General features: G+C 64.2%; 17 protein-coding genes and 1 pseudogene. 14 read left to right on the top strand and 4 right to left on the bottom strand.

From position 1 onward, the window contains the following. The first annotated feature begins 1 nt into the window (after position 1). The 7 genes from C0Z18_RS14460 to C0Z18_RS14430 all read left to right on the top strand — a co-directional run bounded on the left by C0Z18_RS14460 (position 2) and on the right by C0Z18_RS14430 (position 7,561). Positions 2 to 1,537 carry an ATP-binding cassette domain-containing protein gene (locus C0Z18_RS14460; protein WP_102646114.1) on the top strand — a complete coding sequence of 512 codons (1,536 nt, stop codon included), beginning with the start codon at positions 2 to 4 and terminating at the stop codon, positions 1,535 to 1,537. Further along, on the top strand, positions 1,534 to 2,472 hold the full coding sequence (locus C0Z18_RS14455) for an ABC transporter permease (protein ID WP_102646113.1): 939 nt from the start codon (positions 1,534 to 1,536) through the stop codon (positions 2,470 to 2,472). Before C0Z18_RS14460 ends, C0Z18_RS14455 begins: the two co-directional genes overlap by 4 nt. Before the next feature lie 71 nt (positions 2,473 to 2,543). Beyond that, a complete protein-coding gene (locus tag C0Z18_RS14450) occupies positions 2,544 to 3,500 on the top strand; it encodes an ABC transporter permease (protein WP_102646256.1) in 957 nt (318 codons plus the stop codon). Positions 3,501 to 3,556: 56 nt separating this feature from the next. Further along, complete coding sequence (locus C0Z18_RS14445) at positions 3,557 to 4,477, top strand: SMP-30/gluconolactonase/LRE family protein (protein WP_102646112.1); 921 nt, start codon at positions 3,557 to 3,559, stop codon at positions 4,475 to 4,477. Beyond that, positions 4,474 to 6,030 (top strand): UxaA family hydrolase, encoded by a 1,557-nt coding sequence (locus C0Z18_RS14440; RefSeq protein WP_102646111.1) that lies wholly within the window; start codon positions 4,474 to 4,476, stop codon positions 6,028 to 6,030. Before C0Z18_RS14445 ends, C0Z18_RS14440 begins: the two co-directional genes overlap by 4 nt. 154 nt (positions 6,031 to 6,184) lie before the next feature. Further along, on the top strand, positions 6,185 to 7,351 hold the full coding sequence (locus tag C0Z18_RS14435) for a DUF4382 domain-containing protein (protein WP_102646110.1): 1,167 nt from the start codon (positions 6,185 to 6,187) through the stop codon (positions 7,349 to 7,351). A 54-nt stretch (positions 7,352 to 7,405) separates the two neighbouring features. After that, positions 7,406 to 7,561 (top strand): hypothetical protein, encoded by a 156-nt coding sequence (locus tag C0Z18_RS14430; RefSeq protein ID WP_102646109.1) that lies wholly within the window; start codon positions 7,406 to 7,408, stop codon positions 7,559 to 7,561. A gap of 86 nt (positions 7,562 to 7,647) precedes the next feature. Here C0Z18_RS14430 and C0Z18_RS14425 read toward each other — a convergent pair. The 3 genes and pseudogenes from C0Z18_RS14425 to C0Z18_RS14415 all read right to left on the bottom strand — a co-directional run. Further along, positions 7,648 to 7,842 (bottom strand): annotated as a pseudogene (locus C0Z18_RS14425) (VOC family protein); the annotation flags it as partial. A 55-nt stretch (positions 7,843 to 7,897) separates the two neighbouring features. After that, positions 7,898 to 9,586 (bottom strand): purple acid phosphatase family protein, encoded by a 1,689-nt coding sequence (locus C0Z18_RS14420; RefSeq protein ID WP_102646108.1) that lies wholly within the window; start codon positions 9,584 to 9,586, stop codon positions 7,898 to 7,900. Positions 9,587 to 10,161: 575 nt separating this feature from the next. Continuing rightward, positions 10,162 to 11,064, bottom strand: a complete 903-nt coding sequence (locus C0Z18_RS14415; RefSeq protein ID WP_102646107.1) for a LysR family transcriptional regulator — start codon at positions 11,062 to 11,064, stop codon at positions 10,162 to 10,164. A 94-nt stretch (positions 11,065 to 11,158) separates the two neighbouring features. On the opposite strand from C0Z18_RS14415, the gene C0Z18_RS14410 reads away from it, so the two are divergent. Together C0Z18_RS14410 and C0Z18_RS14405 are read left to right on the top strand one after the other, a co-directional pair. After that, positions 11,159 to 12,091: a DMT family transporter gene (locus C0Z18_RS14410; protein ID WP_102646106.1), complete on the top strand. Its 933-nt coding sequence runs from the start codon at positions 11,159 to 11,161 to the stop codon at positions 12,089 to 12,091. Between the two features lie 278 nt (positions 12,092 to 12,369). Beyond that, entirely contained in the window at positions 12,370 to 13,572 is a 1,203-nt protein-coding gene (locus tag C0Z18_RS14405) for an ammonium transporter (protein WP_102646105.1), read from the top strand. A gap of 101 nt (positions 13,573 to 13,673) precedes the next feature. Here C0Z18_RS14405 and C0Z18_RS14400 read toward each other — a convergent pair whose 3' ends face one another. Beyond that, positions 13,674 to 14,117, bottom strand: coding sequence for a winged helix-turn-helix transcriptional regulator (locus C0Z18_RS14400; protein ID WP_102646104.1), 444 nt, complete (start codon positions 14,115 to 14,117; stop codon positions 13,674 to 13,676). A gap of 176 nt (positions 14,118 to 14,293) precedes the next feature. Here C0Z18_RS14400 and C0Z18_RS14395 point away from each other — a divergent pair, with 176 nt between their 5' ends. The 5 genes from C0Z18_RS14395 to C0Z18_RS14375 all read left to right on the top strand — a co-directional run bounded on the left by C0Z18_RS14395 (position 14,294) and on the right by C0Z18_RS14375 (position 18,748). Continuing rightward, on the top strand, positions 14,294 to 15,214 hold the full coding sequence (locus C0Z18_RS14395; protein WP_102646103.1) for an alpha/beta fold hydrolase: 921 nt from the start codon (positions 14,294 to 14,296) through the stop codon (positions 15,212 to 15,214). Positions 15,215 to 15,343: 129 nt separating this feature from the next. Continuing rightward, complete coding sequence (gene ribBA / locus C0Z18_RS14390; RefSeq protein WP_102646255.1) at positions 15,344 to 16,474, top strand: bifunctional 3,4-dihydroxy-2-butanone-4-phosphate synthase/GTP cyclohydrolase II; 1,131 nt, start codon at positions 15,344 to 15,346, stop codon at positions 16,472 to 16,474. Positions 16,475 to 16,526: 52 nt separating this feature from the next. Beyond that, positions 16,527 to 17,042, top strand: coding sequence for a 6,7-dimethyl-8-ribityllumazine synthase (gene ribH, locus C0Z18_RS14385; RefSeq protein ID WP_102646102.1), 516 nt, complete (start codon positions 16,527 to 16,529; stop codon positions 17,040 to 17,042). After that, entirely contained in the window at positions 17,039 to 17,476 is a 438-nt protein-coding gene (nusB, locus tag C0Z18_RS14380) for a transcription antitermination factor NusB (protein WP_102646101.1), read from the top strand. Before ribH ends, nusB begins: the two co-directional genes overlap by 4 nt. 78 nt (positions 17,477 to 17,554) lie before the next feature. Continuing rightward, the gene (locus C0Z18_RS14375; RefSeq protein ID WP_102646100.1) at positions 17,555 to 18,748 is read left to right on the top strand and encodes a pyridoxal phosphate-dependent aminotransferase; all 1,194 of its coding nucleotides are present in this window, start codon (positions 17,555 to 17,557) and stop codon (positions 18,746 to 18,748) included. Positions 18,749 to 18,947: the final 199 nt, after the last annotated feature.

The following is an 18,947-nucleotide window of genomic DNA, read 5'->3' as shown; positions in this document are numbered from 1 at the left end:
ATTGGTCGACGCTCATGCCTTCGGAGAGCCGCATCCGAGCGGCGCGCCGCCGGCGCTCATATCGCTCGCGGGAATCGGCAAGACATTCGGCCGCGTGAAAGCGCTGGCCGACGTGCACTTCGACATTCGACCCGGCGAATGCGTCGGCATCGCTGGCCACAACGGCGCGGGCAAATCGACGCTGATGGCGGTGCTCACGGGCGTGTTTCAGCCCGACGAAGGGAGCATCACGATCGCAGGACGCCCGGTGTCGGCCTACGATCCGAACGCCGCCCGCGACGCGGGGGTGCGCTGCGTATTTCAGGAGTTGTCGTTGTGCGCGAACCTGAGCGTGGCCGAGAACATGTCGATCCTGCACCCCGAACTGCGCGGCCACGACTGGCGCCGCCGCGCGACGCGTCTGATGCTCGAGCAGCTCGACGCGATCTTTCCCGGGCATGGCTTGAAGGGGCACGAGCTCATCGCCGATCTCACGCTGACGAAGCGTCAGATGGTGGAGATCGCGCGCGCGTTCACGGTCGTCAGCGATCCTGTGAAGCTCGTGATCCTCGATGAGCCCACCTCTAGCCTCGACGCGCATACGGCCGCGCAGTTGCTCGCTTTCGTCGGCAAGGCCGGCGCAAGCGGCATCGCGACGATCCTGATCAGCCACATGCTCGGCGAAATCGTGCGTGTGGCCCACCGCGTGCTCGTGATGCGCGATGGGCGCGTGGCGGCGGTGCTGCCGCGCGAGGCCATCGCGCATGACGCCATCGTCGCAGCCATGGGCCAGGAGCTCGATGCCGGTGTCGTTCAAGCGACGCGGCGCGAAAGCGGCCGTGGCGAGGCCCTCGCGACGGATGCCTACCACTGGACGCTAGGCCCCGGGGGGCGGACGCGGATCGATGCGCCGCGCGGCGAAATCATCGGCTTCGCGGGGCTGGCCGGCCAAGGACAGAGCGAAGCCTTGCTCGCGATCTACGAGGCGGCCACGAACGCACGGGAACGGGTAGCGTTCGTGGCGGGCGATCGTCCGCGCGATGGCATCTTTCCGCTATGGTCGATCGCGCAAAACCTGGACATCCGATGGTTGCTCGGCGGGGCTCGTAAGCGCAACACGTCTGCGCGACCGTTTGGCCTGATTCCCCGCGTCATCGATCGCCGCGCGGCGGGCGCGCTCACCACCACTTGGACGGAGCGCATCGGCATCCGCGGCGCCTCTTCGGGTGCTGGAATTCTTTCGCTGTCGGGTGGCAATCAGCAGAAGGTGCTGTTTGCGCGCGCGCTCGCATCGGATGCGCAATTGATCCTCATGGACGATCCCACGCGCGGGGTCGATATCGGCACGAAGCGCGAGCTGTATCGGCTTATCCGCGAGGAAGCGGCGCATGGCCGCACCTTCATCTGGTACACCACCGAGAACGACGAGTTCGCCCATTGCGATCGCACCTATGTGTTCCGGGCGGCCCGCGTCACGCGGCTGCTGCACGCCCATGAATGCAACGAGCAGTCGTTGCTGGCGGCGAGCTTCGCCGATGTCGAGGAGATCGCCGCATGAACCGGACGCTCGATCGCTCTACCCTGCGCGCGCTGCTGCCCGCGTTTTCGCTCGTCGCGGTACTGGTGCCGATCTTCTTTCTGCAGCCCACCACCTTCAGCTACTTCGGCATCGGGCTGCTGCTCAATCTCGCCGTGCCGCTCGTCCTCGCAACGCTCGCACAACTGGCGATCATCACCGCCAACGATCTCGATTTGTCGATTGGGCCCTTCGTCAGCTTGGTCGCTTGCATCGGGGCCACGCTGCTGGCGGATCGGCCGCTCGTCGGCCTTGCGGCGCTCGCCGGTTGTGTGCTGCTGTATGCGGCTGTGGGCGCCCTCGTCGAGTTCAGGCAGATTCCGTCCATCGTCGTCACGCTCGGCCTCTCGTTCGTCTGGAACGGGCTCGCCGTCCTGCTGTTGCCGACGCCCGGCGGCGCGAGCCCGGCCTGGCTCACTTCGGTGATGGGATATCAAACGCCTTTCGTCGCCGCGCCGATCCTCTGGTCGACCGTCATCGCCGTTCTCGCGCATCTACTGCTGATGCGCTCTTCGTTCGGCGTGCGGCTGCGCGGCACAGGCGGCAACCCGCGTGCGATGCGGCGTTTCGGCTGGTCGCTCGTGCGCGGTAAGGCGTTGCTGTACGGCATCGCGGGCATCTTCGGGGTGCTCGCGGGGCTCTGCCTGCTTGGGCTGACCACCTCCGCGGATGCGAATCTCGCTCTGCGCTACACGCTGCTTTCGATCGCCGCCGTGATCCTCGGCGGCGGCGAGTTTATCGGCGGGCGTGTGTCGGTGATAGGGGCGGTACTGGGCGCGACGACGCTCACCCTGGCTGCCTCGTTTCTCGCGTTTCTAAACGTGTCGCCTGACTGGCAAGTCGGCATGCAAGGGGCGATTTTGATCGTCGTGCTCTCGCTGCGCGTGCTGCTGCAACGGCGCGGAGGTCAACGATGAGCGCGAACGATTCAAGTACCCGGGCGGCGGCAACCGCGGAAACGTCCGGCGGCGCTCCGGTCGAGCCGCCTATGGGCATTGTTGGGCTCGTGGCCCGCCTGCGCTCGCGGGACACGCCCTGGCTCTGGTCGCTCGCAGGCGCGCTGCTCGTCTGGCTCGTCGTCGCCTGCGTGTTCGGCGTCTCGGTCGCCGGCAACGTCGTCGCGACCGCGCTCGTGTTCGCCGTGTTCATGGTGCTGGTCGGCCTCGGCCAAATGATCGTCATTACGGCCGGCCCCGGCAACATCGATTTGTCGATGCCTTCCGCGATCGCGCTCAGCGGCGTGCTCGGCGTGCAGTTGATGAAAGGCCGCGACGATCTCATCTTGCTCGGCATTGCCGTTGCACTCGCGGTGGGCGTTTTCGTGGGCCTGGCGAACTATCTGCTGATTCGCGTGCTGCGCATCCCGCCGATCATCGCCACGCTCTCGTCGAGCTTCATCGTGCAATCGATTGCGATTACGCAAAGTCGCGGCATGCCCGCCCCGCCCCACGCGCTGCAAGCGTTCGCGAATGCACGGCTCTTCGGCGTACCGGATATCGCATGGCTCGCGCTGGTGCTCTCGGCCGCGCTGGCGTTCGTGCTGCATCGGACGGTGTTCGGCCGCGCGCTTTCGGCGCTGGGCCAAAACGCGCGAGCCGCGTGGCTCGCCGGCGTGCAAGTGGAGCGTGTGCGCTGCGTGACGTATGTGCTCGCCGCAATCATCGCCGCGTTGACGGGACTCCTGCTGGCGGCGGTATCGGGCGGTGCGGCGCTCGACATGGGCGTGGAATACATGCTGATCTCCGTGGCCGTGGTGGTGATCGGCGGCACCGAGGTCGCGGGAGGCAAAGGCACCGTAGCGGGCGTCTGGGGCGCCTCGCTATTCCTTTATCTCACCAATGCAATGCTCAATGCGTTAGGCGCCGGCGCGGGCGTCCGTTCGATCGTCTATGGCGTGCTCATCATCGCCGTGGTCGTCGCGAGCGGACACAAGGTGCGCCAATGAGCGGCGCCCCGGCCCATTTTTTGTTGGCTGCAACGAGAATGACTTAGGAAAACAAGATGAATCCCAACGAATACGAGGTCCACGACGCGCGCTTTCGCGCGCTGCTTCAACCGAACGCGCCGTTCGAAAAGCTCGCCGGCGGATGCATGTGGACCGAGGGGCCGGTGTGGTTGCCGGCGGCTGACATGCTCGTGTGGAGCGACATCCCCAATAACCGCATGATGCGCTGGGTACCGGGCATCGGCGCGGGGGTATTTCGTGCGAACGCGAACTTCAGCAACGGCAATACCTTGGACCGGGAATGCCGGCTCGTGAGCTGCGAGCACGGCACTCGCCGCGTCACGCGCACCGAACACGATGGGCGCATCACCGTCATCGCGGATCGCCACGACGGCCGCCGGTTCAATTCGCCGAACGACGTCATCGTGCAATCGGACGGTGCCGTCTGGTTCACGGATCCCGACTACGGCATCCTGAGCGATTACGAAGGCTATCGTGCGCCGAGCGAGATCGGCGCCTGTCATGTATACCGCGTCGCGCCGGACACCGGGGCGGTGGAGCGCGTGGCCGACGACTTCGCAAAGCCGAACGGGCTCGCATTCTCGCCGGACGAAGCGCGGCTCTACGTGGCCGATTCCGGCGCATCGCATATCGAGAACGGCCCGCACCATATCAGGGTGTTCGATGTAGATGCGCGCGGCCGCTTGCATAACGGGCGCGTGTTCGCGGAAGTCACGCCGGGCGTGCCGGATGGCATGCGCGTGGACGAGCACGGCAACGTCTGGACGAGCGCGGGCGACGGCATTCACTGCTATGCCCCCGACGGCACGCTGCTCGGCAAGATCCTCGTGCCCGAAACCGTGGCGAATCTCGTCTTCGGCGGGCCGCTGCGCAATCGTCTTTTCATCGCGGCGTCCACCTCTATCTATTCCATCTATGTCGGCGTGCGCGGTGCGTACGCGGGAGCCCTGCGATGACTTCGAGTAGCCAACGGCCTGCGCCGCAGCTTTCTAGCGCATTGATTCTGCTTGATCCGCGCGACGACGTGGCGCTCGCGCGCGAACAACTCGTGCCCGGCGCGCCGCTCGACGCCGAGCATCGCGTGGCAGGTCTCATTCCGCCCGGGCACAAGATCGCCGTGCGCGACGTCGCAGCCGGCGCGCCGGTACGCCGCTATGGGCAAATCATCGGCTTCGCCAGCCGCCCGATTCGATGCGGGGAGCACGTCCACACCCATAACCTTTCGATGGGGGAGTTCGAGCGCGATTATGCGTTCGGCGTGGACGTGCATGAGACGCCGCGCGCCGCGCGGCGTGCGACGTTCGCCGGCATTCGACGTGCGGACGGCCGCATCGCTACGCGCAACTATGTCGGCATTCTGACGACGGTCAATTGTTCGGCCACGGTCGCGCGTGCGATCGCCGATCAGTTTCGCCGCGACATCCACCCGGAGGCGCTCGCAGCCTTTCCGAACGTGGATGGCGTGGTAGCGCTGACGCATGGCCAGGGCTGCGCGATGGCCTCCGAAGGCGAGCCGATCGACGTGCTTCGGCGTACGCTCGCCGGGTATGCAAGGCATCCGAATTTCTATGCCGTGCTCATCGTCGGGCTCGGTTGTGAGACTAATCAAATCGACGCTCTGGTCGAGACGGAGCATCTCGAACGAAGTACGCAGCTCACGACGATGACGATCCAACAAACGGGCGGAACGGCTCGCACGGTGGCCGCCGGCATCGAACGCGTGCGCGAACTGCTCGCGCAGGCGAACCGCGTGACGCGCGAGCCGGTGGACGCGAGCCATCTGACGGTGGGCCTGCAATGTGGCGGCTCCGATAGTTATTCGGGCATCTCCGCCAACCCCGCGCTCGGCTCGGCCGTAGATCGTCTCGTGGCGCACGGCGGTACGGCGATCCTTTCCGAAACGCCCGAAATCTACGGCGCGGAGCACCTGCTGACACGCCGCGCGGCCTCGCGCGAAGTCGGCGAAAAACTCGTTGCACGGCTGCGCTGGTGGGAAGACTATTGCGCGCGGATGAACGCCAACATGAACAACAACCCGTCGGCCGGCAACAAGGCGGGCGGCTTGACGACGATCCTAGAGAAATCGCTCGGAGCGGTGGCGAAAGGCGGCACGACCCCGCTCGTCGAAACGTACGAATATGCGGAGCCGGTGCGCGCGCACGGGCTCGTGTTCATGGATACGCCCGGATACGATCCGGTTTCCGCAACGGGCCAGGTGGCCGGCGGCGCGAACCTCATTTGCTTTACGACCGGGCGTGGCTCCGCCTACGGCTGCGCGCCGGCGCCGTCGCTGAAATTCGGCACGAACAGCGCCCTATGGCAGCGCCAGCAAGAGGACATCGACCTGAACTGCGGGACCATCTTGGACGGCGAGCAAAGCGTCGAAGAAGTCGGTGCAGCGATCTTCGAACTCATGCTCGCCACGGCGTCGGGACAACAGACGAAAAGCGAAACGCACGGCTACGGGCAGAACGAGTTCGTGCCGTGGCAGTTGGGGGCGGTTATGTGAGGCAGAGGCGCCGCTCTGACCAACCCGGTTAACTCCCGTCGCCGCGCGCGTTACAAATACCGCGCAAAATTACCGAATTGTTGCAAACCGAACGGCCAACGCCGCTGCCGGAAATGTATTCTCGCCACTACCAGAAATAATAGGGGCGAGCATCATGAAGATCCTAAATAAAGCAGCGGCCTCGGTCCTGATTGCGCCGATGGTACTGGCAGCCTGCGGCGGCGGCGGCGGGGGAAGCGCCAGTACGCCGACCGGCACGGTGAACGCGCAAATTACCGATGCGCCCGCATGTGGATTCGATCACGTCTACGTCACCGTGTCGCAAGTGCGGATCAACGCGAGTTCGTCCGCAGGCGACAACGACAGCGGGTGGGCCACGATCGCGCTGGCCACGCCGCAAAAGATCGATCTGCTCGCGCTGACGAACGGTGCAATGGCAACCCTCGGCCAAACCACGCTCCCCGCGGGCCAATATCAGCAAATCAGGCTCGTCCTCGCACAAAACCAGGGTAACTCGATGGCCAACTCGGTCGTCGTGTCCGGAACGTCCGCCGAACAAGCCCTAGCGACGCCGAGCGCCACGCAAAGCGGTTTGAAGATCATCCGCCCGTTCGATGTCGCGGCCAATTCGACTGTCGATCTGGTGCTCGATTTCAACGCCTGTAAATCGGTCGTTCAACAAGGCAACGGCGGCTATGCGCTGAAACCCGTCGTCACGGCGACGCCCACGACCGTCGTCGGCACGATCGACGGTTATGTCGCACCCGCCGAAGCCGGTGCAACGGTCTACGCGGAACAAAACGGCAAGGTGGTCAGCGGCACGATCGCGGATAGCACGGGGCACTTCGTGTTTTCGACGCTGGTCCAAAGCACCACCAACGGCAACTACGACATCGTCATTGCGCAGCCGAACGAGACGACGGGAATCATCGCCTCGGTGCCGGTGGTCGTCGGCGCCACGACGCACGTATCGACCGCAGCGCAACCAATCACATTGCCCGCATCGACCATGAATACCGTCAGTGGCACCGTCACCGCGTCGGCCGATGCGTCGATTCGAGCGCTTCAAAACGCGTCGACGGGGACCTACGAAATCGGGTCCGCAAACGCGAACCTCGATACCGGCGCCTATACGATGACGCTTCCCACCGCGGCGCCGCTGGTCGGCAGCTATAGCAACGCACTGCCGATCGCTTTGACGGCCGCGACATTGTCCGCGGGACAATATACGGTAGAGGCCGACGCGGCTTCCGGCGCAACGCAATCCGCCGCCACCAACATCTCGGTCACCAGTCAGACCAACGTCAATTTCGCTTTCTAACATCACCATCATGAGCAAGGGGGCGGACACCGCCCTCTCGCGTCGGGGATCATCGTGAAGAAACTCATTATCGCTTTAGCCCTCGCATCCAACGCGCTGGCCGCATGTGCCGTGTATTTGCCGGACGAACCGGGCGTAGTCGTTCGTCCGCAAGGCGGCCCCGGAAACGGCTTCTGCCCGCCCGGACAAGCGAAGAAGGGCAACTGCTGACGTGTGAGGCGAGGGATGGCTCTCCGGCATGCCTCGCCTCACCCGGCCGCGCGTGTAAGACAGGCGCCGCTTGTTCGACGTCGAAGTTACTCGTTGAACAGCGCTGTGTAGCGGCGCTGCATCTCCTCGGGCGTGAGTCTTTCGATTTGAGCGCCCAGCATCCACTGGTGACCAAACGGATCGCGGACGGTCGCGCTGCGTTCGCCGTAAAAGTGATCGGTCAGCGGCCGAACCATGGAAGCGCCCGCGCCGACGGCACGATCGAACAGCGCATCGACGTCCGCGCGATCCCGTCAATTCCGAAAACGCGGAGGGAAACGCCCGCCCTGCCGCCGCTCAACGGCGGCGCTTCGTCAGCGTGACCGTCTCGAAGAGTTCGTAGTTGCCGGTCGGCGTATGGTCGGCACCGGGCGCGTGATAGTAGTTCATCGTGATCGTGGTCCTGCCGCCGTGCTCGCCCGGATCGACGTCGAACACCGCGATGCCGTAGCCCGTTCCGGTATCGCGCTGCGCCGACCAGACGGCATCTTCCACCGCATCGGCCGGGGCACGCACGAAGGTTCCTTCCGTCGCGCCCGGCGTCGGGCGGTTCGGCTTCGTGAATACCTTCGCTTGCGGATTGCCGGTGCCGCTATCGATGCCGTACACGTCGAGCGGTGCGCTCGTGCCGCCACCACCCAGAATCAGGTGAATCGTGCCGCGAGTCATATCGAATGTGTTCGCCCCCACCTGCGCGTGGCGCACCGGCCTCGGCGTGAGCGTATCGACGCGCTCGCCGGTCTTCACGTCCGTACCCATGTGACGGAAGCAGCCGCAGACCGGGTAGCTGCGCTCGTAGTCGTGATCGTGTCCGCACAGCACGAGATCGACGCCATAGCGCTCGAACAGCGGCAGCCATGCCTCGCGTAACGCTTTGTCCGAGCCGTTGCCGGTTTTCGAGGAGGTCAGCGCGTCTTGGTGCATCTGCACGACGATCCAGTCGATGTCATGGCTGTCGGCCGCCCGGCGCAACGTTTTCTCGAGCCAGCGAGTCTGCTCGCCGTCGCTATAGCCGCGCACGTACAACGAAGTGCCCGGCTCGATCGGCGCATTGCCGGTGCTCGGGGCGGGCACGAGCGGCGCGGGACCCGCGACGAAGGCGGCGGCATCCTGATAAACGATATCGTCGGCATCGAGCGAAATGAACAGCACCGAACTCACCTGGAACGCGTACCACCGGCCCGGAAAACGCGTGCCGTTCTCGGGCAGCGTATAGCGCGTCCGGTATGAATCGAGGCCCTGTTCGCCGTTGTAGAACTCGAGTTCGTGATTGCCCGGACACGGCATCCAAGGACGGTTCGCAGAAGAAGTCTGCACGTTGTTCGCGAAGTCGCGCCACACCTCGGTTTGGTGCATCGGGTTAAGGTTCGCGTAGCACAGGTCGCCGTTAAGCAAATGAAAGAGCGGCTGAAAACGCTCGACGGCTTCCACCGCGAACCGGCTTTGCGGGGAGGACAGCACCCAATTCGTATTGGGCGTGGCTAGGTCGCCGTAGCTCGTGAAGCGGAACGGCTTGCGCCCCCGCGGCGCGGTCTTGAAGCTGGCGCTGAACGGGTTGCCCAAGGCACTGCTGTTGTCCGCCGTCACTTCATAGCGGTAAGTGGCGTCCGGCTTCAGGTCATGCACGCGCGCATGGTAGGAGAACACCACGACGCCGCTGAGCCCGTCCGTGTACGTGCGCTGTACCGCATGCACCGTCTTGCTGTGACCATGATCGGAGGTCACCGTGACGCGCGGCTGTATCGCCGCGGCCTGCGACGCCCAGGAGATCACGACCTCCGACGTAGGATCCTCGCCCCACGTCAAATGAATTTGCTCGGGCGTACCGTCCGCGACGGCATTCGGGTCGGCCGCTTTCGCGGCACCGGCCAGCGCGCCCGCCGCACCGGCAATGCCCGACACACCCGCGAGCTTGAGAAAACCGCGGCGCGAGACCCCTGCGCTCGTTGCGTTCAAAGATGAATCGGGGGAGATCTTCTTCGTCATATCGTCTGGGCCTCTTGAATGGTTGCACCGCCGCCCGTGGATGCTAGCGGCCGCCTATGAACGCTACATGTCAATCGCCCCACCGAGAGATCGGCCCGGAGGGCGCGGCTCGGTCTTCGTTGTCGGAAGCAATTACCTCACAAAGCAACTGGTAACTTTCACAGGTCAGCATTATTTGTCGATGGAAAATCCCGGGCCTTGTTATAATCGCGACCAATGCGCGGCCGTTTTTATCTTGCATTGAACCTGAGAGCAAGCATTCCTTTTGCACGGATGCGTTAAGGGGATGTCCCACCAGCGTCGAGGCCGACGAAACTGGCAAATAAAGGCGATCGACCTTCTTTACCGAGTTACGATCCCCAGACCCAAAAGAAGAAATCAACGATCAGGCGACCGTGCTCAACACGTTTGGGCACGGCTCCCTGCCGCAAAGTCGCAGAGGATACGGCATCGAGCGCCTCCCTCTTATTCCAAATAAGGATCGATCCGCAATATCCGGCAAATGTCGACGGCGCAAACGTTTGTCGTCGATGGATTACTGAAGAATACCGCGTACCGGTTCTTCCAATTGCAATTCAACCATGCATCAACGAGTCCAAGGTCGAGACATGCGACTCCGGCCTACTTAAGTCCTGCTGCATCTGAGCCGCGAGAAAATCGCAAGTTGGCCGATTGGATTTTGCGCTTCGCGCTACCACGATATCGAGCGGCTCGATTTCCGGCAGTGCGTACCGCCCGGCGGGCACGCTCAATCGATCGGGAATACTGCAACTCGCCAATGCCGCGACGGCCAAGCCGGCATCCACCACGGCGAGCAGTCCGAGCATGCTAGCGCTGCTGTACGCGGCCCGGTACGGCAAGCCCGCGCGATCGAGCGCCGCGACCGTATGGGCCCGCGCCGCGCACCCCGCCTCGTACAGCGCGACCGGCAGCGGGCGCGAGAGCCACAGCCGCGACTCGTCCGGCTTGCCGACCCACCGAACGGGCTCTCGGCGAATGAACTCGCCATTGAGCCTCAAGCTCGGATCGCGGGTGACGAAGGCGAGGTCGATCTTGTTGTCCGCGAGCATCGGGGCGAGCGCAGTGCTCTGCGCGCAAATCACCGTGATTTCGACGGCCGGATACATCGCCGAGAACCGATGCAGCACCGGCGGCAGCAACGAGGAGATGTAGTCGTCCGGGCTGCCGAGCACCACGTGCCCGGCGATATCGGGCCGCGCCACGGCGGCCCACGCTTCGTCCTGCAACGAACGAATGCGGCGAGCGTACTCGAGCAGCGTTTCCCCCGCGCGCGTCAGCGACAAGTTTCGGGTGTCGCGAACGAACAAGGCCGTGCCCATGGCGCTTTCCAAGCGCTTGATCTGCATACTCACCGCGGCTTGCGAGCGGTACACGGCTTGAGCGGCCTTGGTGAAGCTGCCCAATTCCGCAGCGGCGATAAAAGTCCTCAGCAGATCGGCATCGAAGTCGGGAGCCATGATTCATTAACGGTTTTGATAAGTTCGCTCAGTTTTATTCGTTTGAGTCGGCGAATCAAGCCCTCGATACTACGGCGGTCATCCAGGAGCCGCTATGCCGACCGCCACTTCCGCTGCACGAGCCTCAGCACGCCAAGGCTTGATCGGGTTTTCCGCCGCCGCCGCGCTGATGGGCACGATGGGTGTCTTCGTCGATAAGGCCGGGCTCGATCCCGTGACGACGGTCTTCTATCGATGCGTATTCGGCCTCGCCACGTTGGCCGTCTACTGCGCTTGGAAAGGCTATTTCCGAAGCCAACGCTACAGCCGCCGCTTGGTGGGGTTGGCGCTGCTGTCGGGCCTGCTGATGGTGGCGCAATGGGTGTTTTTCTTCGCGGCGCTCCAGCGCGTCGGGATCGGGGTGGCCACGGTGGTCTTCCATGTGCAGCCGTTTTGGGTCGTCCTGCTCGGCGCCGTGATCTTCCGCGAAGAGATCGGCGCGACGCGCTTCGCATGGATCGTCGCGGCGTTCGCCGGTCTGGCCATGGCTGCGGGAATCGGGTGGAGCACGCTGTCGGCGAACCGGGCGTATCTCACCGGCATCGGTTTTACGCTGATCGCCTCGGTCCTTTATGCCGGCGTGACGCTGATCGCCAAAGCGCTCGGTGGCTTGCGCCCGCACCTGTTGACGATGATCCAATGCGCGGTAGGCGTGGCGACGCTGCCCTGGCTAACGCCCGCCGCCGCACTCGGACAGGTGAGCCTGTCGCAATACGGGTGGCTCGCGGGCTTAGGCATCCTGCACACGGGGCTGTCCTACGCGCTGATCTATGGCGCCGTTCCTAAGCTGCGGCTTCCCGTAATCGCCGTGCTGCAGTTCATCTACCCGCTGACCGCGGTCCTCGTCGATTGGCTGGTGTATGGCCGGACGCTCGCGCCGCTGCAGATGTTCGGCGTCGCACTGATCGTGGTGGCAAGTCTCGGGGTAACGCTGGGGTGGCGCGTGGATGGCGGCATGCTACGTCGAATCGCCCGCAAATTCGCATAACCCGTCAACATCGCAAAGGTCGCATGGCCGGGCGGTCGATCGCCCGGCCTGCCCCGCAATCGCCCGCGAATGCTCGCTCCAGGTGCGCACGCTCAAGAAACGTGCATTCGCCGCACCTCTTATGTGCGGATGCGCGATCGTTGCGGCCGACACACCCGAACCGCCTTGGTGCGCGAATCACCGCCGTGGCGGCCTTTTGCACAAATGAGGAACATCGATTCACCGCCTTGGTACGCGACTTGCTTCTTGCGCCTATTTTTTGCGCGCCAAGTGATCTTATGAATGAGTTGAAATCGGGCAGCGACACACTGTTCCTCCTGCTAGGCGCCGGAATGGTGCTTGCCATGCACGCGGGCTTCGCGTTCCTCGAACTCGGCACCGTGCGCAAGAAGAACCAGGTCAACGCGCTCGTCAAAATCCTCGTCGATTTCGCGGTTTCCACGATCGCGTACTTCTTCATCGGCTATACGATCGCGTACGGCGTTCAGTTCTTCGGCAATGCATCGACGCTCGCCGAGCACAACGGATACGCACTGGTCCGGTTCTTCTTCTTGCTGACCTTCGCCGCGGCCATCCCGGCGATCGTCTCCGGCGGTATCGCGGAGCGCGCCAAGTTCAACCCGCAACTGTGCGCCACGTTCATTCTGGTCGGCTTCGTCTATCCGTTTTTCGAGGGCATCGCTTGGAACGACCGGTTCGGCCTGCAAACGTGGATGATTTCCGCATTCGGCGCGCAGTTTCACGATTTCGCGGGCTCGGTGGTCGTTCATGCGTTCGGCGGCTGGGTCGCCTTGCCCGCGGTCCTGCTGCTCGGCGCCCGCCGTGGCCGTTATCAGCGCGATGGACGCATCGCGGCGCACCCGCCCTCGAATATCCCGTTTCTCGCACTCGGGGCATGGGTGCTCGCGGTCGGCTGGTTCGGCTTCAATGTGATGAGCGCGCAGACGATCGATAAGATCAGCGGCCTCGTCGCGGTGAATTCGTTGATGGCGATGGTCGGCGGCACGCTGGCGGCATGGCTCGCCGGGCGCAACGACCCGGGCTTCGCCTACAACGGTCCGCTCGCGGGACTCGTTGCGGTGTGCGCCGGCTCCGACATCATGCATCCGATCGGCGCACTCGTGACCGGCGTCATCGCCGGCGTCCTGTTCGTCCATATGTTCACCATCGTGCAAAACCGCTGGCGCATCGACGACGTGTTGGGCGTATGGCCGTTGCACGGCCTGTGCGGCGCATGGGGCGGTATCGCCGCCGGCATCTTCGGTATGCAAGCGCTGGGGGGCGCAGGCGGCGTGTCGCTCGCCGCGCAAGCGATCGGCACATTGGCGGCGATCGTGATCGCAACAGCCGGCGGCGCGATCGTCTATGGCGTGCTGCGCGCAACGGTAGGCATTCGCCTCGACGACGAAAGCGAGTTCGACGGCGCGGACCTCTCGGTGCACAAGATCAGCGCGACGCCGGAGCGCGAAACGGTAGTCTGAATTCGCCACGCGGCTCACGCGGCGACCGATCGACGATAGTCGGGGGCGGCTTCACGGGCACGAGCCCGCCCCATCGCCCAGGCCGTTCGAACGCCCTCGCTTCACGGCAACTGCACGAGGGTGTCTTCGGCGGCCAGTAACCGGCCGTCTTGAGCCCGAACCTCAAGCGTTTGGGGCGGCTGCTTCGTCTTTTTGTCGAGCAAGCGGGCGCGCGCCTCATCGGCCTCGAAGCAAAATGCGTCGCCCCATTGCCGCAGCGCGACGAGCACCGGAAACAACCCCCGCCCCTTCTCGGTCAGCACGTACTCCTGATGGGCAGCGCCGTCCGCCGCGGGCACGGCCTCGAAAATGCCGTGTTCGATCAACATCCGCAGACGCGCCGCCAAGATGTTCTTCGCGAGCCCGAGGCTCGACTGGAACTCCCCGAATCGGCGCACGCCCGCGAACGCATCCCGCACGATCAGCAACGACCATCCATCGCCGATGACGTCCAAGGGCCGCGCCACGCCGCAAGGCGTAGCTTGGTGAGAGATTCGCTTGACCATGAAGAAGTCCTCGATGCCGGCGTCGAATAGATGGTTGCAATTTAAAACCTCATCTGCTACAAAAGCAACGGTTTCAAATTGAAACCGTCCAGATGCCGCGCATGCCGTCGCCCGCTTCACGCCGGCTAATCGCGCCCATCTCCCCACCTTTTCGTGGTCACTAACCGGGAGCTACGATGATTCGAGCTGACGAGACGTTCGACGGCACCTTCCCCTACATGCCGCACTTTTCTCATGCGTCGGGATTCCCGATGCACTATGTCGACGAAGGTCCGCGCGACGGCAAAACCATTCTGTGTTTGCACGGCGAACCGACTTGGGGTTACCTGTTCCGCCATTTGATCAGGGCGTTGCGCGACAGGTATCGGGTCATCGTGCCCGATCACATGGGCTTCGGCAAAAGCGCGACGCCGCCTACGCGCAGCTACTGGCTGCAAGATCACATCGAGAACCTCGAGCGTTTCGTGCTCGCCCAAGATCTGCGCGACATCACGCTCGTCATGCACGACTTCGGCGGTCCGGTCGGGATGGGCTTGGCCGCGCGTCACCCGGACCGGATTCGCGCGATCGTGTCCGTCAACGGACCTACACCGTTCGGGCAACCGGACCTTGGCGAGCGTCTAACCGCCAACGCGCGAATCTCGCCCTGGTTTCAATGGATCGTGAAAGCACATGCGCAGGGCCGCCTTGAAGCCGTGCTCGGCGAACTCGAGTTCAACATCTTGAGCACGCTCAAACTGAACGGCTTCGAGAACCACGACCTGATCGGCGACGTTTGGCTCCAGGCGTACGGCTCGCGCTTTTCGAGCGCGGCGCAGTGCCTAGGCGCGATCGGCTGGGCCAAGGGTTTCGCGCTCGGAGAACACCGGTTCGAGGTCCCCGGCGACGCGGCTCGCCGGGCCATCGCCGTCAAGCCCGCACTCGCGATCTGGGGCATGCGGGATCGAACGCTCAACGCGGAACACTTTCTCCCGTTGTTTGAAGCGGCTTTCCCGGGCGCCGCCGTGCGTCGGCTCGACACGGCCGGCCACTACAGCTTGGAAGACGAGCCCGATTCCATCAGCACGCATATCGGATCGTTTCTCGAGCAAAGCTAAGTACTCGAGCGGCCTCGGTGCTCACGAACGAGGGGCCGAGGCATGCTCGTGCGCGCGTGCGTGCGATTGCACGGCCCGTGCCGCGCGCCGTGGCGTAAAATACGCGCTTTCTCGAACATTCCCAACGACATGTCTCTCGCCTCCACTCCCGAGATCATCGCCGAGCTCAAAGCCGGCCGGATGGTGATCCTCGTCGACGAAGAAGATCGCGAAAACGAAGGCGACCTGGTGCTCGCGGCCGATTTCGTCACGCCGGAAGCGATCAATTTCATGGCTCGCTACGGTCGCGGCCTCATTTGTCTGACGCTGACCCAAGAGCGTTGCAAGCAGTTGAATTTGCCGCTCATGACCTACCGCAACGGCACGCAGTACGGTACCGCGTTCACCGTCAGCATCGAAGCGGCCGAAGGCGTTACCACAGGCATTTCCGCAGCCGATCGCGCGCGCACGATTGCCACGGCAGTTGCGCGCGACGCCCGCGCCGAGCACATCGTGCAGCCGGGCCACGTGTTTCCGATCATGGCGCAGCCCGGCGGCGTGCTCGTGCGCGCGGGCCATACCGAGGCCGGTTGCGATTTGACGGCGCTCGCCGGCCTCACGCCCGCGGCCGTGATCTGCGAAGTGATCAAGGACGACGGCACGATGGCGCGCCTGCCCGATTTGATGGAATTCGCAGCGCAGCACGATTTGAAGCTCGGTACGATTGCCGATCTGATCCACTACCGCAGCCGCACCGAATCCATCGTCACGCGCGTGGCCGAGCGTACGATGCAAACCGCGCATGGCGTGTTTCGCGCGATCTTGTATCAGGACCAGCCGAGCGGCTCGCCCCATCTCGCCCTCGTGCGCGGCACACCCGCGCCCGAGCTGGAGACGCCCGTGCGCGTGCACGAACCGCTCTCGGTGCTCGACTTGCTCGAAGTGGGCACCTCGACGCACTCGTGGACACTCGACGCCGCCATGAAAGAGATCGCCGAACGCGATCTCGGCGTCGTCGTCATGCTCAATTGCAGCGACAGCAAGGATCATCTAGTCGACGTCTTCAGGGCGTTCGACGAGCAAGACAAGGCCGCGGAACTCAAGCGCCGGCCCGTCGATTTCAAGACCTACGGCGTCGGCGCACAAATTCTGCGCGATTTGAACGTCGGCAAAATGCAGGTGTTGTCGAACCCGCGGCGGCTCGGCAGTATGTCGGGCTATGGTCTCGAAGTGACGGGTTTCGTGCCGATGCCGGGCGCACCCGTGCGCCCTGGCGCATAATCGCCGGCACCAGTTCGCCTAGCGCCCTTTACCTACTTTCTACGGACCTCTTATGGAAATCGGACAATACCAACCGAATATCGACGGTGACGGCCTGCGCGTCGGCATCGTGCAATCGCGTTTCAACGAGCCGGTTTGCAACGGCCTGGCCGACGCCTGCATCGAAGAGCTCGAGCGCCTCGGCGTCGCGGGCGAAGACGTGCTGCTCGTGACGGTGCCCGGCGCACTCGAAATCCCCCTCGCGCTGCAAAAGCTCGCCGAAAGCGGCCAGTTCGACGCGTTGATCGCGCTCGGCGCCGTCATCCGCGGCGAAACGTACCATTTCGAACTCGTCTCGAACGAGAGCGGCTCGGGCGTCTCGCGCATCGCGCTGGACTTCGGCATTCCCGTCGCGAACGGCGTGCTGACGACGGAAACCGACGATCAAGCCGTGGCCCGCATGACCGAAAAAGGTCGCGACGCCGCGCGCGTGGCCGTCGAGATGGCGAACCTCTCGGTCGCGCTCGAACAACTGGGCGGCGATGACGACGAGGACGAGGACGAAGAAGAGCAAGAGGACGAGGCATGAAGAGCGCCCGCCGACGTTCCCGCGAACTGGCCACGCAGGGGCTGTACCAGTGGCTGCTGTCGGGTGCGCCCGCCGGTGAGATCGACGCCCAGTTGCGTGGGGCGCAAGGGTTCGACAAAGCCGATCAGGAGCACCTCGACGCTTTGCTGCACGGGGTGATCCGCGAAAACGCCGAACTCTCGGCCGAACTCGCGCCTTGCCTCGATCGGCCGATCGAGCAGCTCTCGCCCGTCGAGCGGGCCGTGCTGCTCGTCGCCGCGTTCGAATTCAAGCATCACGTGGAAATTCCGTACCGGGTCGTCATCAACGAAGCGGTCGAACTCGCCAAGACGTTCGGCGGCTCGGACGGCTACAAGTACGTCAACGGCGTGCTCGACAAGCTCGCGTTGAAGCTGCGCACCACGGAATCGCAGGCGGGGCGCACCAACCGGTGAACCCACGGCTGCCGTTTCGCTCGCGTGGATGCGCTACCCGCCGCCACGCCGATCGGCTCCGGAAGAACAGGTCTTAGCATGAACATCGCCGCAGAACCGCTCACGAAGCTCGCGTCGCGTGTAGACGCCATCGCTCCGTTCTACGTCATGGAGTTGGCCAAGGAAGCACGGCAACTCGAATTGGCGGGGCGCCACATCATTCACATGGGAATCGGCGAGCCCGATTTCACGGCGCCGGAGCCCGTCGTCGAAGCCGCCGCCCAAGCGCTGCGGCGCGGCGTCACGCAATATACGGGCGCGCTCGGTATTGCGCCGCTGCGCGAGGCGATCGCCGCGTATTACCAAAGCACGTATGGGCTCGTCGTCGATCCCGCACGCATCGTGATCACGGCCGGGGCATCGGCCGCGTTGCTGCTTGCTTGCGCGGCCCTCGTCGATCGCGACGACGAAGTGCTGATGCCCGATCCGTCCTACCCGTGCAATCGCCACTTCGTCGCGGCCACGGAAGGCAAACCCGTGCTCGTGCCGAGCGGGCCGCAGGCGCGATTTCAGCTGACGGCCGCCGACATCGAGCGCTTCTGGGGCGACAAAACACGCGGTGTGCTGCTCGCATCGCCGTCGAACCCCACCGGCACGTCGATCGAGCCGGCGGAGCTCGAACGCATCGTCAAGGCGGTGCGCGCGCGCGGCGGCTTCACGATCGTGGACGAGATCTATCAGGGGTTATCGTACGATGCGCGGCCGGTCTCGGCGCTCTCGTTCGGCGACGATGTCGTGACCGTCAACAGCTTCTCGAAGTACTTCAACATGACGGGCTGGCGCCTCGGCTGGCTCGTCGTGCCGACGTCGATGATCGGCGCATTCGAGAAGCTCGCGCAGAACTTGTTCATCTGCGCGTCCGCGCTCGCGCAACACGCCGCCCTCGCCTGCTTCGAGCCCGAGACGATCGGCATCTACGAAGGCCGGCGCCTCGAATTCAAGCGCCGGCGCGATTTCATCGTGCCCGCGCTCGAGCGGCTCGGGTTCAAGGTGCCGGTTCACCCCGACGGTGCGTTCTACGTCTATGCCGATTGCCGCGACGTCGCGCACCCGGCAGCAGGCGACAGCGCCGCACTCACGAAGGCCATGCTGCACGATGCGGGGGTGGTGTTGGTACCGGGGCTCGACTTCGGCAAGCACGCGCCGCGCGATTACATTCGCTTGTCCTACGCGACCGCTTACGAGTCGCTCGAGGAAGCGGTGGAACGCCTGGCACGCTTGTTCGGGCGATAACCGCCGCGCTCGTCGCGCTGTCGTTCCCTACGACCTTTCGACGCGCAACAAAAAAGGCACCCGGGCGGGTGCCTCAGACTGCTGACAAAGCCCTGGCTTCGGCCAGGGCTTTGTTCTTTAATAGGGTTCATGCTCAAGAAGCCGACACCCGCCCAGCAAGAACTCGAGATGGTGACGCTCGAGATGCTTGTTCCAAAGG

The sequence above is a fragment of the Trinickia dabaoshanensis genome (assembly GCF_002879885.1).
Taxonomy (GTDB): Bacteria; Pseudomonadota; Gammaproteobacteria; order Burkholderiales; family Burkholderiaceae; genus Trinickia; species Trinickia dabaoshanensis.
This window is presented reverse-complemented; position numbering and strand designations above follow the sequence as displayed.

Excerpts from the sequence above, each read along its gene's own strand:
- C0Z18_RS14445 (WP_102646112.1), top strand. The coding sequence starts at position 3,557 with ATGAATCCCAACGAATACGAGGTCCACGACGCGCGCTTTCGCGCGCTG.
- C0Z18_RS14440 (WP_102646111.1), top strand. The coding sequence starts at position 4,474 with ATGACTTCGAGTAGCCAACGGCCTGCGCCGCAGCTTTCTAGCGCATTG.
- ribH (WP_102646102.1), top strand. The coding sequence starts at position 16,527 with ATGGAAATCGGACAATACCAACCGAATATCGACGGTGACGGCCTGCGC.
- C0Z18_RS14410 (WP_102646106.1), top strand. The coding sequence starts at position 11,159 with ATGCCGACCGCCACTTCCGCTGCACGAGCCTCAGCACGCCAAGGCTTG.
- C0Z18_RS14375 (WP_102646100.1), top strand. The coding sequence starts at position 17,555 with ATGAACATCGCCGCAGAACCGCTCACGAAGCTCGCGTCGCGTGTAGAC.
- C0Z18_RS14400 (WP_102646104.1), bottom strand. The coding sequence starts at position 14,117 with ATGGTCAAGCGAATCTCTCACCAAGCTACGCCTTGCGGCGTGGCGCGG.
- C0Z18_RS14455 (WP_102646113.1), top strand. The coding sequence starts at position 1,534 with ATGAACCGGACGCTCGATCGCTCTACCCTGCGCGCGCTGCTGCCCGCG.
- C0Z18_RS14395 (WP_102646103.1), top strand. The coding sequence starts at position 14,294 with ATGATTCGAGCTGACGAGACGTTCGACGGCACCTTCCCCTACATGCCG.
- C0Z18_RS14420 (WP_102646108.1), bottom strand. The coding sequence starts at position 9,586 with ATGACGAAGAAGATCTCCCCCGATTCATCTTTGAACGCAACGAGCGCA.
- C0Z18_RS14435 (WP_102646110.1), top strand. The coding sequence starts at position 6,185 with ATGAAGATCCTAAATAAAGCAGCGGCCTCGGTCCTGATTGCGCCGATG.
- C0Z18_RS14450 (WP_102646256.1), top strand. The coding sequence starts at position 2,544 with ATGGGCATTGTTGGGCTCGTGGCCCGCCTGCGCTCGCGGGACACGCCC.
- nusB (WP_102646101.1), top strand. The coding sequence starts at position 17,039 with ATGAAGAGCGCCCGCCGACGTTCCCGCGAACTGGCCACGCAGGGGCTG.
- ribBA (WP_102646255.1), top strand. The coding sequence starts at position 15,344 with ATGTCTCTCGCCTCCACTCCCGAGATCATCGCCGAGCTCAAAGCCGGC.
- C0Z18_RS14405 (WP_102646105.1), top strand. The coding sequence starts at position 12,370 with ATGAATGAGTTGAAATCGGGCAGCGACACACTGTTCCTCCTGCTAGGC.
- C0Z18_RS14415 (WP_102646107.1), bottom strand. The coding sequence starts at position 11,064 with ATGGCTCCCGACTTCGATGCCGATCTGCTGAGGACTTTTATCGCCGCT.